Below are 18,175 nucleotides of genomic sequence, written 5' to 3'. Positions count from 1 at the left end.
AGGATTAACAAGCCAGAACGGCTTTGTGAGGAGTAAACGGAATCGCTGATGCATAAAAGCCAATCAATAGGTCGTACGGCTCGTCATTCAAGTGGCCCGAGGATAGGCGTTAACCGACTCTACTTAGCCCAATTAGTGCCTTAACGCCTTCCCAGATATAAATACATTAGCCTATTTTATACTTCCGTCCTAAGTAAGTTTAATATGTGCTATTTAAGAAATTAGCTTCAGTAGTGTATTCATTAGCAAGACATTCATATTTGCTTGCTATTTCCGCATCAGTATTGAGTGAATCGAGTATAGCAAGCCTACATTTTATTTTTGTCGCTTGACTCCATAGTTCATGTAATTTCAATATATTCGATTTTTCAGTAGGTAGGTTAGCTATTGATTCTTTTATAGCTGCATGTAGATTTTTTCTAGATTCAATCTCTTTCGCCATGTACTTTTGGTTTATTTCTTTCAGTTGGCTCATTTCTGGCTCTGTGAAGGCTGCACCAGCATTAAATGAACAGATCAAAATTAAAAAAAGAAGTTTAATTTTTTTCATAGTAATCAACTCTCCGATTGAACCTATCATTAGGTACTTTTATCCAATAATATTTGTTCGATATTACATTCCCGAAACCCTCTACATCTCCAGCGTAAGCCATTCTTTGAATATATCCTCTGGCTTGTGGTGTATAGTCACCTCGGTATCTTAAGTCGACAAGTATCTCTTTTATTTTGTCAGGAATATTTTCCCAGGCTAAATCGGGTGGGGTATTTGAAGTGGGATGATAATCGTGAATATTTTTAGGAAGTTTACATATTCTTTCAACATCTTTCTCTAATTCAATGTAAGTCATTTCAAATAATCTTAATTGCTGAGTATCTGTGATTTCCTCAATCGAATCCCGGTTTTTAAGGACGAAAATATAGGCTGAACACCCTTTCTTTTTGGCTCCCTTTGAAATTAGTTCAGCTTTTCTATCTTCTACCCCCGCTTTTTTTAAAGCAATGAATGCGCTACTTTCATTTCTATCACCAAGGTCAAATCCTCTACCAATTGTCACACCAGAATTATCCTTCTGGCAAGATAGAGAGTTCCCAGGCCAATGTATTTTTTTTGAATAATCTCTGCTTGATTTTACATTATTCCCTTCGGCTCGAAATGTCAGTTTTCCTTTTTTTGGCTCTAGCATTTAGATCATCCTTTATCTATACGTAGTCAAACATATTACGACCTTTATTTTGTATTTCCTTGACGTTAAAGCGGAGGGATGAAATTTTTTTAAAAAAGAGACTTCTCGAGAGCTTTTTCTAGGCATAATCTTCTACCTTATAAAAAATTCCTAAAGGTGAGTGAGTTCGATTAATATAGCGATGAAGTATAATATAGACGGCCTCTGAATCTTTAGTGTGAGGAGTACGATGAAAAATACAGACATCATTACGAAAGATAATAACCAACCAGAAGACGTCCCTCTCTTTGCATCACACTACACATGGACTACTTATATCCGCATAAAGTGAATACAGTAGAAACTCGATAATTGGTTCCCTAGCTAATCATTTAGTACTGACCTGCGCTTTGTAGCGGATCGCAGAGTACGAAAACGCCACCGTTTTTTACCCGTGATTTTAATGACCAGAAATATCCTATCGTCGTTGTGGCGAGTTATTTCTTTCACATTTGCTTTACTCGCTAAATCATCGACATTGATGAGTGGGAAGGGGATCCCAATGCTAACGGGATTTACACAGAGAGTTTCAGTCGTTCGCAGGGTATGGTTTAGGGTTTAGTTTTGTATTGATTTGGTTTACGGCGTTTGTGGATAGCTATTTGCACGGACAGTGAAAGTCGAATAACCATCCTAACAATAACGATGAAAGAGGTTATTTACGACGCGATGATTCCTTACAGAAGTGAATGCCCCCTAACGTCTTAGGGGGCAAGGCGATTATAATTTCGCCGCGTTTTGAGACAGGTACTTTGCAACACCTTCTGGTGATGCGCCCATGCCTTCTTTTCCTTTTTCCCACTGTGCAGGGCAGACTTCACCGTGCTCTTCGTGGAATTGGAGCGCGTCAACCATGCGCAGCATTTCATCGACGTTACGGCCAAGTGGCAGATCGTTCACGACTTGATGACGAACTACGCCGTCTTTGTCGATTAAGAACGAACCACGTAGGGCAACACCAGCTTCTGGGTGTTCGATACCGTAAGCTTGTTGGATCTCACGTTTGATATCGGCAACCATTGCGTATTGCACTTTACCGATACCGCCGTTTTCGATTGGCGTGTTACGCCATGCGTTGTGCACGAACTCTGAGTCGAAAGAAACGCCAACGACTTCCACACCGCGTTGCTTGAATTCAGCGTAACGCTTATCGAATGCAATCAGCTCTGAAGGGCAAACGAAGGTGAAGTCCATCGGCCAGAAAAAGAGTACGGCAGGTTTACCAGCAATGTGCTTATGGAAGTTAAAATTCTCAACAATCTCACCGCTACCTAAAACTGCTGCAGCGGTAAAATCAGGGGCTGAACGAGTCACAAGTACCATACATACTCCAAGTGTTAATGAATAAAATCGTTTTAGGACACAGGCTCAAGATGAGCCGATCCTGCGTCTGTGGCGCGAAGGCAGTGTATCAGAACCCACGCAGTGGCGGGGGACTTTACAGCTGTTTTTCTGTCGCCTGTGCCATTAATCGGGGATAAAAACGGTAAAACAAGGCTTCTAATTCGCGATAGTGGGTAATGAAATCTTGATAGCAGTCAGCCAGCATAATGAGGCGTGGTCGGCGCTGCGCCATTTGCCGAAAGACATTCTCCAGATTTTCCGGCTCGGCATAGCGTTCTAGCCAACGTTGCTGCCAGATCAGACGATTGAGATGTTGGAAATTATCAGGCGTCTGAGCTAAATCACGAGCAATGGTCTGTTCAGCCACGGCACAAAATTCGGCCAACCTTAGCTGAGGATAGAAGGCTGACCAGTCGCGGGCTAAAAAATGATCCCAAATAACATCCAATGCAATGGGGGCGACGCGGCGGGTTTCCGGTATGAACAGCTGTTTCGCTTCACGGACCTCAGGCAGATGGTCAGAAAGACTGTCCAGCCGACGATGCATTTGGATCCCTGCCACAATAGTTTCCGACCAGCGACCTTTCGGATCGCCGCGGACAAAATCCGCCAGTAAGTTACCGGTTAAGGAGCTGCTGGCAAGCTGTGCAAGGTGAAGATGAGCAAGAAAATTCATAGCGCCATTATTACCTGAGTTGCTCTAAAAGCCAAAGGTTCTGTAATGTCCCCTTTTCCGTTACACTGTGCGCCTAAATTTTTATCGGAATAAGTCACCATGCGCGTTGCTGATTTTAACTTTGCTTTACCTGAGTCGTTAATTGCCCATTACCCACAACCTGAGCGGAGTGCTTGCCGACTGCTTTCGTTAGACGGGCCCTCGGGAGAGTTACAGCATGGCATCTTTACTGATGTGTTGGATAAATTACAACCCGGTGATTTACTGGTCTTTAATAATACTCGGGTGATCCCAGCCCGAGTGTATGGGCAAAAAGCCAGTGGCGGTAAGCTTGAGATGCTAGTAGAGCGGATGCTAGATGATAAGCGGGTCTTAGCCCACGTTCGTGCCTCAAAGGCGCCAAAACCGGGTGCGGAACTGTTACTCGGTGACGCTTTAGATGTACGGGCCACCATGGTCGCTCGTCACGATACGCTGTTTGAAATTGAGTTTCATGATGATCGCGAGGTGTTAGATATCCTCAACCATATCGGTCATATGCCGTTACCGCCCTATATTGATCGTCCCGACGAAGAGGCTGACCGCGAGCTTTACCAAACGGTTTATAGTGCGAAACCAGGTGCCGTCGCCGCTCCCACTGCGGGACTGCACTTCGACCAGCCGTTATTGGATGCATTGCGTCAAAAAGGGATCGAAACCGCTTTTGTTACCTTACATGTGGGGGCGGGAACTTTTCAGCCGGTCCGGGTTGAGAGCATCGAAGACCATATTATGCATGCTGAATACGCTGAAGTGCCACAAGAGGTGGTGGATGCCGTCTTAGCCTGCAAAGCACGGGGAAATAAAGTCATTGCAGTGGGGACGACCTCAGTACGTTCTTTAGAAAGTGCGGCCAAGGCGGCGGAGAGTGCCCTTATTGCCCCTTTCTTTGATGATACGCAGATTTTTATCTATCCTGGCTATCAGTATCAAGTTATCGATGCGTTAATCACCAATTTCCATCTCCCTGAATCAACGCTGATTATGCTGGTCTCTGCCTTCGCGGGTTATAAAAATACTATGCATGCCTATCAGCAAGCGGTTGAACAACAATATCGTTTCTTTAGTTATGGTGATGCCATGTTTATTACCCAAAACCCGCAAGCGGTGAATGAGGTAATGGACGACTAAGGGAGTACAGCTATATTTTAAAAGGGGCTAATTTAAGCCCCTTTTTTAGGTGGTAGGTTTTAAGGCAGGATAGGAAAGAGCCTTAATGCCCTGGTTAATTCAGCGAAATTTTCGCCACACTATCTGGACCTTTGGTGGTGTTATCCTCGTTAAAGTCCTGTTTGATGGTGACATACAGCGAGTTACCATCAGGTGAAACCAGCAGACTGTTAGGATGACCGCTAAATGACCAAACATGCTTTGGTGTTAAGCTGGTGGCATCCAGTTGAATAACCTTTTTCGATTCACGCTGGCTAATATAAACCTCGTGGCGTTTTGCATTAAACTTTATCCCTAAGGCGTCACCCGGGAGTCGTTTAATCACTTTTCCAGAACGTTCATCAAAGACCAAAGTCGTCTTGCCTTCAGAGTTATCGGTGACGAATAAACGTCCGGTAGTAGGATCTTCCGCCATGTTGAGGAACAAGTACTTCTGTCCATCATCAGGTTTCCAGCGATGTTCAATTTTATTATTTGCAGGATTGATAACCGCTATGTCGCCACTACCACTCGCCGCATAAATACGTTGAGTTGATGGGGAATAGATTATTCCTGTTACCCATTTACCGACATTGTCTATTTGCCCTTTTAAGGTCATAGTTCTGGCATCGACAATCGAAATATATCCGGGGACGGTGACACGGCCAATATAGAGTTGATTATTGTGGAAGAGGATTTCCCGAGCACCGATTGGGTCGCCATCTTTATCTTTACCTTTAAAAAAGAGGCGTTCGATAACCTTTCCGGTTTGGGCGTCGACTTTAGAAACCCCTCCATCAAGCGAGTTGGTGGTGTAGAAGAACTGGCCCTTGTCATCAATAGCCATACCAAAGTTTTTAAGGTCGGTATGTGTTTCGCCGGTGATGGCGAGCGTGGTGGGATCAAGACGATAGATCACGCCACCATTTACGTCTTTAAAACTTTGTGCGCTGGCAACATAGAGCTTATTTTGGCCGGGAATCAGGGCCAATTCATATAAGCCATCCCCCAACTGCCGCTCTACAGGTGAGGAGGCTGCGGATGCTGGTTGTTGGGCAAAAACCGTAGGAGCCGCCAGAGCAGCCATTAAGAACGCCGAATATAATGCTTTGATAGAGGGGAAACGTCCTCTCATAAAAACTCCTTTATTGGCTACTAATAATAAACAATAAACGTCCTGGCTTTGCAGGACGTTAGCGCGAGAGACTAGAACTGATAGGATAAATTAACTGAGACGTTACGAGGCTCGCCGTAGACATCCCCGTTTCGATATGTGTAATAGGTGCGATCGAACAAATTATTGATATTTGCCTGTACCGCTACCTGCTTGTTGATCTGATAGCGCGTAAATAGACTCGCTAGAGGATAGCTGCTTTGATAAATCCGCTGAGTGCTGCCATCAGGTGCGGAAACGTCCCAGAAGACTCGGTTTTGCCAAGTTATTCCCCCGCCCACGGTCAACTCTGGTAGGGTAGGGAGCTGATAGCGGCTAAAGAGTTTAAAGACGGTTTGCGGCTGATTACTATTGTAGCGCCCGGTAGAGTCCGTTGCGACGTAGCGGGTTGCACCGAAGGTCATTTGTAGGTTATCAGTGATGGCACCGTTTAACTCAAACTCTGCCCCCTTACTGCGAGCGCCTTTTGTCGCAACATAGGCTTGCTCGCTGCTTTTATTGACATAAACGCCATCGAGTTCCTGACCTACATTGTTTTGTTCGATACGGAAAATAGCGAAGGTTGCGGTGAGCCTTCCATCGTCCCAGGCTGATTTCAATCCCGTTTCATAGCTTTTACCGGTAATGGGTGACAAATAGTGGCCGGTACTATCGCGATAGGTTTGTGGTTGGAAGATAGAGGTATAGCTGGCATAGGCTGACCAGGTATCATTGAGGTCATAAATAATACCGGCATAGGGCGTCAGATTATTTTTTTCCATATCGCCGCTCGAACCATCGCTACGATATTGGGTATAACGCGCCCCGACTATTAAGGCTAAAGGATCGGCAAGTGAAAAACGGGCTGCAGTATAGGCAGACTTTTGACGAATGATATCATCAGCGTTTTGATACCAATCTCCCCACGTGGGTTGGGCAATATTGCCGTTCCAATGATTATCAAAGATACCAATATCACCGCTGGTAATCTCGCTGCCATCTTCACTGGTTGTTCCATTACTGCTATCGGTAGCATTATGCTGGCGACTGTAATTTACCCCAAGCATAAGTTGGTGTTGTCGACCTAATAATTCAAAAGGACCACTTGCATAACCATCTACCGAAGTGAGTTCACGTTTACCACGATCTTTACTGCCAAAGCCATCCGCACCCTCTCCAGAATCTCTATCAGGCATACTGAGATAGCCGAGATAAAGCAGCTTATCACTAAAAGTATTTTCAGCGTGGGTCCCGGTAATATGGGTCGACCACCCGTTATCGAAATGATGGACTAAGTCAGCATAAAGTTTACGAACGGTGGTGTGGTAATAGGTCCAGTCGGCGGCTGAATTGAGGCCTCGTCGATAGTGCGTCAGGGTTCCATTACTGTAGAAGACCGGGCTTCCCCCCCAAGTTGGATTGCTGGTGTCGGCATCTTGGTAGTCAAAGGCCAGAGAAAGTGTCGTGCGCTCGCTTAAGTCAGCATCAATTGCGGTATAGAGGAATTTTGTATTTTTGGTGTAACGATCTAGCCAGCTATCTTGATTCTGATAACCGGCAATCACCCGACCGCGCAGTGATCCGGATTGATTGAGAGGAGTGGAAAGATCAGCGACATAGCGTTGCTTGTTCCAACTGCCATAACTGGCTTGTAGGCTCCCCGTCGCCGTCTTACTGTCGGCATGCTTGCGCACCATATTCACCGAGGCTGCGGGATTGCCCGCGCCGGTCATCAGCCCCGTTGCCCCGCGGACGACTTCGATCCGATCGTAAATTGCGGTATCTGAGGCGGTATCTCCGTAGTTCCATGAATCCCCCATGGAGGTCGGAATATCGTCAAAGGTGAAGTTATTGATCTTAAAACCGCGGGAATAGTAATAGGCCCTTTCACTATCGACCTGTTCGCTAGTGATCCCGGTTGTATTGGTTAACACATCGTTGATCGTTTGGAGTTGTTGATCCTGCATGCGCTGCTGGGTGATCACACTCAACGACTGGGGGACATCCCGCGGAGTTAGCAGCAATTTGGTGCCGGCTCGAGTGGTTTTGACTTGGTAGTCCTGTTTACTCTGGTCGTCGCTGTTATCAGTAGGTGCGCCATAGACCACGACATCTTGTTGCGCTGTGCTGGTAGGCAAACTGGTTGAGTCAGCAGCCCGAGCAGAAGGCAGCTCAAGAAGCGAATTAACAGCAAGTGCCAGTAGTGAGAGCGTGAAGAGTTTATGTTTTTGCGGTGTATGTGAAACGAAATGGGCCGTTCTTCTGCAAGGAGCAGACATAGTTATCCCTATAAATCAGAAAGATTTAAATGCTGTGTGCCTTTATTGTTATATGTTGACTGAGAAGACAACAATGCATGGCAATTAAGTGTTAATGAGAAGGCTAATCATAATCATTAGTCTTACTTGATTAAATGATTATTTTAGTTAATTTGTAACAGACGGCTCGCTGATATTTAACCCGTTGATTATCATTGATATATGGTGTTAATGGCAGATTTTTTGCTGAATAAAATATCGATTTGTAATGGTTATAAGAAATTTTATTAATATTTTATCGTCGGCGGTAGCAGTAAAAACTCGAGTCGTACTGTAAAATTTTTTCCACTTTTGATTCTGTACTGCTTTACCCGGTTAGAACACATAAAAAGCAGAGGAGAGATCGGCAGTGGGCCGTGGGATAGGGAAATCATCAACTTTATGGTAGCATCCTAGCGCGGAAATTAACTGTGTCGGAATGTAGTCTTAAATTAGCGCTAATCCGGTACAACATTGCAAAGATTAACACGGATGAAGGGACTAACGTCCCGTCGATTTCTGGTGTGTAACTCGTTGCATCTAATCAGACTGTTTCTCTGATGGAGAAGTTTTGTGAAATTTGAATATATTAAGCGCGATGGTCGCGCGCGCCGCGGTCGCTTAGTGTTTGATCGCGGAGTCGTTGAGACACCTGCCTTCATGCCAGTCGGCACTTATGGCACCGTGAAAGGAATGACCCCCGAAGAAGTGAAAGAGACCGGCGCACAAATCTTGCTCGGTAACACTTTCCACCTCTGGTTACGCCCAGGGCAAGAAATCATGAAATTGCATGGCGATTTGCATGATTTTATGCAGTGGCAAGGCCCTATCTTAACCGACTCTGGTGGATTCCAAGTCTTTAGCTTGGGAGACATTCGTAAAATTACCGAAAAAGGTGTTCATTTCCGTAATCCCATCAACGGTGATCCTATCTTCCTTGATCCTGAGAAATCGATGGAGATTCAGCACGATTTAGGGTCAGATATCGTGATGATTTTTGACGAATGTACGCCTTACCCAGCTGACTGGGATTATGCGAAACGTTCGATGGAGATGTCCTTACGCTGGGCGCAACGTAGCCGTGATCGTTTCGATGAACTCGGCAATAAAAATGCGCTATTCGGGATTGTACAGGGCGGCGTTTACGAAGATTTACGCGATATCTCGGTCAAAGGACTAGTAGATATTGGTTTTGATGGGTACGCTGTCGGCGGCCTGGCAGTTGGGGAACCTAAAGCCGATATGCATCGTATTCTTGAGCATGTCTGCCCGCAGTTACCTGAAGAGAAACCTCGTTATTTAATGGGGGTGGGGAAACCCGAAGATTTAGTGGAAGGCGTACGTCGCGGTATCGATATGTTCGACTGCGTAATGCCAACACGAAATGCGCGTAACGGACATTTATTTGTGACCGACGGTGTAGTAAAAATCCGTAACGCTAAGCATAAGAGTGATACCTCACCGTTGGACGCCGAATGTGATTGTTACACCTGTAAGCATTACACTCGTGCCTACCTGTATCATTTAGACCGTTGTAATGAGATCTTAGGCGCACGGCTCAATACCATCCATAACTTACGCTATTACCAGCGTTTAATGGCAGGATTACGCCAAGCGATTGAAGACGATCGGTTAGAAGAATTCGTTGCTGACTTTTATACGAAGATTGGCAAAGAAGTGCCAGCTTTACCATTTTGATTTTAATTAATGAGGGATAGTTTATGAGCTTTTTCATTTCTGATGCCGCGGCAGCGGCTGGCGCACCAGCACAAAATAGTAGTTTCTCGATGGTTATCATGTTGGTCGTGTTCGGTCTGATCTTTTTCTTTATGATTTTACGTCCACAGCAAAAACGTGCGAAAGAGCATAAAAAATTGATGGAATCTATCGCTAAAGGGGATGAAGTGATGACCACTTCAGGTTTCGTCGGTCGTGTAACTAAAATCTCAGAAACCGGTTATGTTGCTATCGCGCTAAATGAAACTAATGAAGTCGTTGTTAAGCGTGATTTCGTCGCTGCCGTTCTGCCTAAAGGCACAATGAAAGCATTATAATTGAACTCTTCCTTAGGGAACTGCCGTGCTAAATCGTTATCCTTTATGGAAGTACATCATGCTGATCGTCGTATTACTGGTCGGCCTGTTGTATGCACTTCCAAACCTCTATGGTGAGGATCCGGCTGTTCAAATCACTGGTGAGCGGGGCGCCGCTGCCAGTGAGCAGACATTGGATCAGATCCAGACAGTACTTAAACAACAACATATCGACACCCGCTCTATCGCATTAGAGAACGGCGCAATCATGGCGCGTTTTGCTAATACCGATATCCAGTTGCGCGCACGTGAAGCACTGGTTAACGCGTTAGGTAACAATTACGTAGTTGCGTTGAACCTTGCTCCTGCGACTCCGCGTTGGTTAGCTGCACTCTCGGCAGAACCGATGAAACTGGGTCTAGATCTACGTGGTGGTGTACACTTCTTGATGGAAGTGGACATGGACACTGCTTTAGGCAAGTTACAAGAGCAAAATGCTGAAACGCTTCGGGGCGACCTGCGTACCGCGAAACTCGGTTATACCACTGTTGGTAAAATCGATAATTACGGTATTCAGATCCAGTTCCCTAATGCCCAAGCGCGTGATGCAGCCGTCAGCTATTTAAGCCCACGTCATCGCGATCTGGTGATTAGAAGTCGTGGCAGTAACCAACTTACCGCAGCAATGACCGACGCGCGCTTAAGCGAAGCTCGTGAATACGCGGTCCAGCAAAACATCACTATTCTTCGCAACCGTGTCAACCAATTAGGGGTTTCTGAGCCACTGGTTCAGCGTCAAGGTTCAGACCGAATTGTCGTCGAATTGCCGGGAATTCAAGACACTGCACGGGCTAAAGAGATCTTAGGCGCCACTGCGACACTGGAATTCCGTTTAGTGAATACCACGGTCGATCCAGCCGCTATTGCAGCAGGACGCGTACCTGGGGATTCTGAAGTGAAGAACATGCGTGACGGACAACCTGTTGTTCTCTACAAGCGTGTGGTCCTAACCGGTGATCATATTACCGACTCAACCTCTACGATGGACGAGTACAATCAGCCTCAAGTTAACATCTCGCTAGACAGCGCAGGTGGCAATACGATGTCTGATTTCACTCGAAATAATATCGGCAAACCGATGGCAACACTGTTTGTTGAATATAAAGATAGCGGTAAAAAAGATGCTAACGGTCGTGCGATTTTAGCGAAACAAGAAGAAGTGATTAACGTGGCGAATATTCAATCTCGTCTTGCTAATAGCTTCCGTATTACCGGTATCAACAATCCAAATGAAGCGCATCAGCTCTCCTTGCTATTACGCGCGGGTGCTTTGATCGCACCGATTCAGATTGTTGAAGAACGCACCATTGGTCCAACTATGGGACAACAGAATATCCAACAAGGCTTGCATGCATGCTTGTGGGGTGTCGCGGTATCAATTCTGTTTATGTTGGTGTTCTATAAGAAATTCGGTGTGATTGCGACCACAGCGCTGATTGCAAACTTAATCTTAATCATCGGGATCATGTCTCTGTTGCCAGGTGCGACTTTGACTATGCCAGGTATTGCCGGGATTGTCTTAACTCTGGCGGTCGCGGTTGATGCCAACGTATTGATTAATGAACGGATTAAGGAAGAGCTACGTAACGGGCGGACGGTACAACAGGCGATTCACGAAGGTTATCGTGGCGCGTTCTCCAGTATTGTCGACGCTAACGTGACAACGCTTATAACGGCTATCATTCTCTATGCTGTGGGTACTGGCTCTATTAAAGGGTTTGCGATTACGACAGCGATTGGGGTGGCAACCTCCATGTTTACGGCCATTGTAGGAACGCGAGCGATTGTGAACCTGCTTTACGGCGGTAAGCGTATCAACAAGCTGTCGATTTAAGGAGCCTGTTGTGGCACAAGAATATAGTATTGAACAACTTAACTATGGCCGTAAGGTGCATGATTTCATGCGCTGGGACAAGTTAGCCTTTACCCTGTCAGCATTATTGTTGATTGCTTCTGCCCTCATTATGGGTGTGCGTGGCTTTAACTGGGGACTGGATTTCACCGGTGGAACGGTCATTGAGATTACATTAGAGAAACCCGGTGAATTGGATGTGATGCGTACAGCATTACAACATGCCGGCTTTAGTGACCCTCAAGTGCAGAACTTCGGTAGTAGCCGTGAAGTTATGGTGCGCTTATCTCCGCATGATGGTAATGCAGGGCAAGAACTCGGGACCAAAGTGGTCAGCGAGATTAACCAAGCGACCCAGCAGACGGCAGTAGTTAAACGTATCGAGTTCGTGGGACCTAGTGTCGGTAGCGATCTGGCGCAGGCAGGTGCATTAGCGCTATTAGCAGCCTTGATCTGTATCTTAATCTACGTCGGCTTTCGTTTTGAATGGCGTCTTGCACTGGGTGCGGTATTAGCCTTGGCGCACGACGTTGTCATTACAATGGGTGTGTTATCACTGTTCCACATCGAAGTTGATTTAACTATCATCGCTTCACTGATGTCGGTGATCGGTTACTCGTTAAACGACAGCATCGTTGTTTCTGACCGGATCCGTGAAAACTTCCGTAAGATTCGTCGTGGCACGCCTTATGATATCGTCAATATCTCTCTGACTCAGACACTGAGCCGGACATTGATGACCTCGGCAACCACCTTAGTAGTGGTCTTGATGCTGTTTATCTTTGGTGGTGAGCTATTACGTGGCTTCTCACTGACGATGTTAATCGGTGTCGCCATTGGTACTATCTCTTCAATCTACGTCGCGTCAGCGTTGGCGTTGAAACTCGGGATGAAGCGCGAACATATGTTAGTGCAGAAAGTCGAGAAGGAAGGGGCTGACCAGCCACGCATCCAGTAGAAATAGTGGCAATAAAAAAGGGACATGAAAATGTCCCTTTTTTTATGCTAAATACTGAGAAGGTTACTGAAGAAAAGCGGGCTGTTTCGTTTCGTAAGCGCCAATCGATGCTTCATGCTGCAGCGTAAGACCTATGCTGTCTAAGCCATTTAACATGCAGTGACGGCGGAAGCTATCCAGTTCGAAGGTATAAGTTTTCTCCCCCGCCTGAATCGTCATCGCTTCTAAATCAACGGTAAAATTAATACCAGGATGTTGCTCAACCAGTTGAAACAGCTCGTCAATCTGTGCTTCGCTTAATTTGACCAAGAGCAGTTGGTTATTAAAGCTATTACTGTAGAAAATATCAGCGAAAGACGGCGCGATCACCACACGAAAACCGAAGTCGGTTAAGGCCCACGGCGCATGCTCACGCGACGAGCCACAGCCGAAGTTTTCACGGGTCAGTAAAATACTGGTCCCCTTATACAGAGGCTTATTCAGGACGAAATCTGGATTAGGGATTTTGCCCGCATCATCGATAAAGCGCCAATCGTTAAATAGATGCTGACCAAAGCCTGTACGGGTGACTTTCTGTAGAAACTGTTTTGGGATGATCGCATCCGTATCGACATTGGCCGCATCCAAAGGCGCAACCAGTCCGGTATGTTGAGTAAATTTAATTGCCATGATGCAGATCCTCAGTTCAAGGTACGGATGTCAGTAAAGCGTCCGGTAACGGCGGCTGCGGCTGCCATAGCAGGGCTAACTAAGTGAGTCCGTCCACCACGTCCTTGACGGCCTTCAAAGTTACGGTTACTGGTAGATGCACAACGCTCGCCAGCGTTTAGCCGATCGTTGTTCATCGCTAAACACATTGAACAGCCCGGTAAACGCCATTCGAAACCTGCTTCTAAGAAGATTTTATCTAAGCCTTCTTCTTCGGCCTGTGCTTTTACTGGGCCAGAGCCTGGCACCACCATGGCAACAATTCCCGGTGCCACTTTACGCCCTTTGGCAATTGCTGCCGCCGCACGTAAATCTTCAATCCGTGAGTTAGTACAAGAACCGATAAAGACTTTATCAATCGCAACATCTGTTAAACGGATACCACCTTCTAATCCCATATAGGCCAGTGCTTTCTCTGCCGAAGCGCGTTCGACCGGGTCACTGAACTCTTCTGGGCGTGGAATTGGTTGGTCCACTGCGATGACTTGCCCTGGGTTCGTTCCCCAAGTGACTTGTGGAGCGATCTCGGCAGCATCTAAGGTAACGATACAATCGAACTCAGCATTCTCATCAGATTTTAAGGTCTTCCAGTAGGCAACGGCCTCATCCCACTGTTCACCTTTTGGTGCAAATTGGCGGCCTTTTAAGTATTCAAAGGTTGTGTCATCCGGTGCGACCAAGCCCGCTTTAGCCCCTAACTCAATGGCCATATTACACAGGGTCATACGACCTTCCATGCTTAACGCTTCGATTGCCGCACCACAAAATTCCACGACATATCCGGTGCCGCCGGCACTGCCGGTTTTACCGATGATGGCTAACACGATGTCTTTTGCTGAGATGCCGCCAATGGCAGAGCCAGTGACCTCAATTTTCATCGTTTTTGCCCGACCTTGTTTTAAGGTTTGGGTTGCCATCACGTGCTCAACTTCGGAAGTACCGATACCAAATGCTAAGGCACCAAAGGCGCCGTGGGTAGCGGTATGCGAGTCACCACAGACAATGGTCATCCCTGGTAAGGTAATGCCTTGCTCTGGGCCAATTACATGAACGATACCTTGGAATGGGTGGTTTAAGTCATACAGACTTACCCCAAATTCAGCGCAGTTCTTGATCAGTTCTTGCATCTGGATACGAGCCATTTCACCGGAGGCGTTAATATCCCGTGTCTCTGTCGAGACATTATGATCCATCGTCGCGAAGGTTTTTGATGGCTGGCGCAATTGACGGCCATGGGCGCGAAGACCATCAAAGGCTTGTGGTGAGGTCACTTCATGAACCAAGTGACGGTCAATGTACAGGATAGGCGTCTCTTGTGGCGCCTCGTAAACGACATGTGCATCAAATAACTTCTGGTATAAGGTTTTGCTCATTTTATTATTTTTCCTCGGTAATATACCGGGCAATGATATTACCCATCTCATCGGTATTGACTGCTTTACCGTCACCGGCTAAGTCATGAGTACGGTGTCCCGCAGCTAACGCCTTGCTGATAGCGTTTTCGATCGCTTCTGCCGCGTCACCTTGTTGTAAGCTATAACGCAGTAATAAGGCGAGTGATAAAATTTGTGCAATCGGGTTAGCAATATTTTTTCCGGCGATATCGGGAGCCGATCCACCAGCGGGTTCGTAGAGTCCGAAGCCTTCTTCATTCAGACTCGCGGAAGGCAGCATCCCCATAGAACCCGTAATCATCGCACATTCATCAGACAAGATATCGCCAAATAAATTGGAACATAATAGGACGTCGAATTGAGAAGGATCCTTAATCAGCTGCATCGTAGCGTTATCAATATAGATATGTGATAACTCGACGTCTGGATACTCTTTCGCAATCTCTGTGACCGTTTCACGCCATAAAATAGATGACTGTAATACGTTTGCTTTATCGACAGAGGTTACTTTGTGACGGCGTTTACGCGCTGACTCGAATGCTAAGCGAGCGATACGTTCGATTTCATAACGGTGATAAACTTCAGTATCGAAAGCACGTAATTGGTCGCTACTACCTTCACGGCCTTTAGGTTGACCGAAGTAGATACCACCGGTTAATTCACGCACACATAAAATGTCGAATCCGCGTGCTGCAATGTCGCTACGCAGCGGGCAATAAGCCTCTAAGCCTTTATACAAAGCCGCTGGGCGTAGGTTACTGAACAGTTTAAAGTGCTTACGTAGAGGAAGCAGAGCGCCACGCTCAGGTTGGTCGCTCGGCGGTAAGTGTTCCCATTTAGGACCACCAACCGAACCAAACAGAATGGCATCTGCTTGCTCACAGCCTGCTACCGTCGCAGCAGGAAGCGGTGTGCCGTGGTTATCGATGGCAATGCCGCCGACATCAAAATGCTGAGTGTTGATCTGAAAGCCAAAACGTTGGCTGACCGCAGCCAGAACTTTTTCTGCTTGGGCCATCACTTCAGGACCGATTCCATCACCGGGTAAAACGGCAACATTATAGTGAGTCGACATAATTACACTGTTTCCTTAATTTCAGTCTGAGACTTACGCTTTAATTCTTGTTCGACCTGACGTGCGCGCCAAATCGTATTTAATGCATTCACCATCGCCTTCGCGGAAGACTCCACGATATCGGTGGCTAGACCAACGCCATGGAATTTACGATCGTTATATTTCACGACGATGTCCACTTGGCCCAGAGCATTCTCTCCTTGGCCTTTGGCGGTTAATTTATAATTAACTAATTCGATCTCCGATCCTGAAATACGATTGATTGCTTGATATACGGCATCAACTGGACCATTACCGGTGGCGGCTTCTTCTTTAATCTCCGACCCTACGGCTAATTTTACGGATGCGGTTGCTGTGATACTCGCCCCTGACTGAACGGTGAAGTCATGCAGGACAAAGTGATCACTCTCATCGGCTTGGTTATTAATGAAGGCTAAAGCTTCTAGATCATAATCAAATACTTGGCCTTTCTTGTCGGCTAATTTTAAGAATGCCTCATACAAGGTATCTAAATTATAGTCTTGTTCTTGATAGCCCATTTCCGCCATCCGGTGTTTTACCGCTGCGCGTCCAGAACGAGAGGTCAGGTTCAATTGTACTTGATGTAAGCCGATCGATTCAGGGGTTAAGATTTCGTAGTTTTCACGATTTTTCAACACGCCATCTTGGTGGATTCCTGAGGAGTGAGCGAAAGCATTGCTACCGACCACGGCTTTATTCGCAGGGATTGGCATATTACAGATTTGGCTAACAATTTGGCTTGTACGATAAATTTCTTGGTGATTAATGCCTGTGTGGACATTCATCATCGCGTGGCGCGTTTTGATCGCCATAATCACTTCTTCCAAGGCACAGTTGCCCGCGCGTTCGCCCAAACCATTTAATGTGCCTTCCACCTGACGTGCGCCAGCTGTTACGGCGGCCATTGCGTTACCGACGGCCATTCCTAAATCATCGTGAGTGTGAACAGATAAAATAGCTTTATCGATATTCGGGACGCGTTGAATTAATGAAGAGATGATGTTGGCATATTCGTGGGGCAGGGTGTAACCCACGGTATCAGGAATATTGATAGTACGAGCACCAGCATTAATCGCTGCTTCGACGACACGACATAAATCGTCAATTGGGGTACGGCCACCATCTTCACAGGAAAACTCGACGTCATCAGTATAGTTGCGTGCACGGCGGATCATATATTCAGCACGCTCAATCACTTCTGGCAGTGTCGAGCGTAACTTGGTTTCAATGTGCATCGGGGAGGTGGCTAAAAAGGTATGAATACGGAAAGCATCAGCCACTTTCAAAGATTCGTAGGCTGCGTCGATATCTTTCTCTACACAACGGGCTAAGGCGCAAACACGGCTGTTTTTAATAGTACGAGCAATGGTTTGTACGGATTCAAAATCACCGGGAGAGGAGACGGGGAAACCGACTTCCATCACGTCGATTTTCATCCGCTCTAAAGCCAGCGCGATCTGTAATTTATCTTTCACGCTTAAACTGGCCTGTAAGGCTTGCTCACCGTCGCGTAATGTTGTGTCGAAGATAATGACTTGCTGGCTCATAATTTGCTTCCTTAAATTCTTATATTTGATGGCCTTAGCGCATAAAAAAACCCGCGCTGTTCGGCGCGGGTTTTTCAGTTCTTTCAGGCTTTAATCTTTATTCGTTTTCGCCCACAGAACAACCGCGCTGATATTTAGCGAGGAGGAGGAGTTCTGTGAGTGCAGTGAAACGAATCATTGTTAAAGCCTATAGAATCTGTGTGTCCTTATATTGGTACGTGAATTGTCTGGGTATGTCAACGAAAAATTAACTTGGAAGTGAAGACGCGCGTCATCCTAAAACAAGCTACTCCTTTAATTCTTTCCTTTTATTTTAAATCAATGATTTTTATATATTAATTCCATATAAACGTTTTGCCTATAGATGATTATTCTGCATTAATGTTTATCGATGGGGATTTAGTCCACCCAGATAATCTTAGGCGATATAGCTGACTTAAAATAATTGGGGGCAACCTTAATGAGTGATTTTCTTTATTTTGTCGTGACTGGCGTCTATCAAACTATATCTGAATGAGTGTTTGGTTTTTTTAATATGCTAATTGGCGAAATACCAGAATAATTCTCTATTCATTTCGCTAGTGGTTTTTTTTTCACTTATTTTCCCTGCCGGGAAGTTAAGCGGTATGTTAACGTAAGAAATGCC

The 18,175-nt window shown here is 46.0% G+C and carries 15 protein-coding genes; 5 read left to right on the top strand and 10 right to left on the bottom strand.

Features of this window, described 5'->3' with window-relative positions:
• Window positions 1–199: 199 nt before the first annotated feature.
• The 4 genes from QJR74_RS11890 to QJR74_RS11875 form a co-directional block, all read right to left on the bottom strand.
• On the bottom strand, window positions 200–550 hold the full coding sequence (locus QJR74_RS11890) for a hypothetical protein (RefSeq protein WP_304372047.1): 351 nt from the start codon (window positions 548–550) through the stop codon (window positions 200–202).
• A complete protein-coding gene (locus QJR74_RS11885) occupies window positions 537–1,184 on the bottom strand; it encodes a hypothetical protein (protein WP_304372046.1) in 648 nt (215 codons plus the stop codon). The genes QJR74_RS11890 and QJR74_RS11885 overlap by 14 nt, the downstream gene beginning before the upstream one ends.
• A gap of 759 nt (window positions 1,185–1,943) precedes the next feature.
• Window positions 1,944–2,546 (bottom strand): peroxiredoxin C, encoded by a 603-nt coding sequence (locus QJR74_RS11880; protein ID WP_304372045.1) that lies wholly within the window; start codon window positions 2,544–2,546, stop codon window positions 1,944–1,946.
• A 115-nt stretch (window positions 2,547–2,661) separates the two neighbouring features.
• Entirely contained in the window at window positions 2,662–3,243 is a 582-nt protein-coding gene (locus QJR74_RS11875) for an ACP phosphodiesterase (protein WP_304372044.1), read from the bottom strand.
• Window positions 3,244–3,342: 99 nt separating this feature from the next.
• On the opposite strand from QJR74_RS11875, the gene queA reads away from it, so the two are divergent.
• Window positions 3,343–4,413, top strand: coding sequence for a tRNA preQ1(34) S-adenosylmethionine ribosyltransferase-isomerase QueA (gene queA, locus QJR74_RS11870; RefSeq protein WP_304372043.1), 1,071 nt, complete (start codon window positions 3,343–3,345; stop codon window positions 4,411–4,413).
• A 94-nt stretch (window positions 4,414–4,507) separates the two neighbouring features.
• On the opposite strand, the gene QJR74_RS11865 is transcribed toward queA, so the two are convergent.
• Window positions 4,508–5,566 (bottom strand): YncE family protein, encoded by a 1,059-nt coding sequence (locus QJR74_RS11865; protein WP_304372042.1) that lies wholly within the window; start codon window positions 5,564–5,566, stop codon window positions 4,508–4,510.
• A gap of 71 nt (window positions 5,567–5,637) precedes the next feature.
• Entirely contained in the window at window positions 5,638–7,863 is a 2,226-nt protein-coding gene (fhuE, locus tag QJR74_RS11860; RefSeq protein WP_304372041.1) for a ferric-rhodotorulic acid/ferric-coprogen receptor FhuE, read from the bottom strand.
• A gap of 591 nt (window positions 7,864–8,454) precedes the next feature.
• Here fhuE and tgt point away from each other — a divergent pair.
• Genes tgt through secF form a run of 4 tightly spaced genes read left to right on the top strand, consistent with a single transcriptional unit; the run spans window position 8,455 to window position 12,784 of the window.
• Window positions 8,455–9,579: a tRNA guanosine(34) transglycosylase Tgt gene (gene tgt, locus QJR74_RS11855; protein ID WP_214218964.1), complete on the top strand. Its 1,125-nt coding sequence runs from the start codon at window positions 8,455–8,457 to the stop codon at window positions 9,577–9,579.
• A 23-nt stretch (window positions 9,580–9,602) separates the two neighbouring features.
• Window positions 9,603–9,935, top strand: a complete 333-nt coding sequence (yajC, locus tag QJR74_RS11850) for a preprotein translocase subunit YajC (RefSeq protein ID WP_062811989.1) — start codon at window positions 9,603–9,605, stop codon at window positions 9,933–9,935.
• Between the two features lie 25 nt (window positions 9,936–9,960).
• Window positions 9,961–11,808 (top strand): protein translocase subunit SecD, encoded by a 1,848-nt coding sequence (gene secD / locus QJR74_RS11845; RefSeq protein WP_304372040.1) that lies wholly within the window; start codon window positions 9,961–9,963, stop codon window positions 11,806–11,808.
• A 10-nt stretch (window positions 11,809–11,818) separates the two neighbouring features.
• Window positions 11,819–12,784, top strand: a complete 966-nt coding sequence (secF, locus tag QJR74_RS11840; protein ID WP_304372039.1) for a protein translocase subunit SecF — start codon at window positions 11,819–11,821, stop codon at window positions 12,782–12,784.
• A gap of 63 nt (window positions 12,785–12,847) precedes the next feature.
• Here secF and leuD read toward each other — a convergent pair whose 3' ends face one another.
• Genes leuD through leuA form a run of 4 tightly spaced genes read right to left on the bottom strand, consistent with a single transcriptional unit; the run spans window position 12,848 to window position 17,529 of the window.
• Window positions 12,848–13,453, bottom strand: coding sequence for a 3-isopropylmalate dehydratase small subunit (gene leuD, locus QJR74_RS11835; protein WP_304372038.1), 606 nt, complete (start codon window positions 13,451–13,453; stop codon window positions 12,848–12,850).
• A gap of 11 nt (window positions 13,454–13,464) precedes the next feature.
• Entirely contained in the window at window positions 13,465–14,865 is a 1,401-nt protein-coding gene (gene leuC, locus QJR74_RS11830) for a 3-isopropylmalate dehydratase large subunit (RefSeq protein WP_304372037.1), read from the bottom strand.
• A gap of 4 nt (window positions 14,866–14,869) precedes the next feature.
• A complete protein-coding gene (leuB, locus tag QJR74_RS11825; RefSeq protein ID WP_304372036.1) occupies window positions 14,870–15,961 on the bottom strand; it encodes a 3-isopropylmalate dehydrogenase in 1,092 nt (363 codons plus the stop codon).
• A gap of 2 nt (window positions 15,962–15,963) precedes the next feature.
• Window positions 15,964–17,529, bottom strand: coding sequence for a 2-isopropylmalate synthase (gene leuA, locus QJR74_RS11820; protein WP_304372035.1), 1,566 nt, complete (start codon window positions 17,527–17,529; stop codon window positions 15,964–15,966).
• Between the last annotated feature and the right edge of the window lie 646 nt (window positions 17,530–18,175).

Source organism: Tatumella ptyseos, assembly GCF_030552895.1.
GTDB lineage: Bacteria > Pseudomonadota > Gammaproteobacteria > Enterobacterales > Enterobacteriaceae > Rosenbergiella > Rosenbergiella ptyseos_A.
Note: the sequence above shows the minus strand (reverse complement) of the source record. Positions and strands in the feature narration are given on the sequence as shown.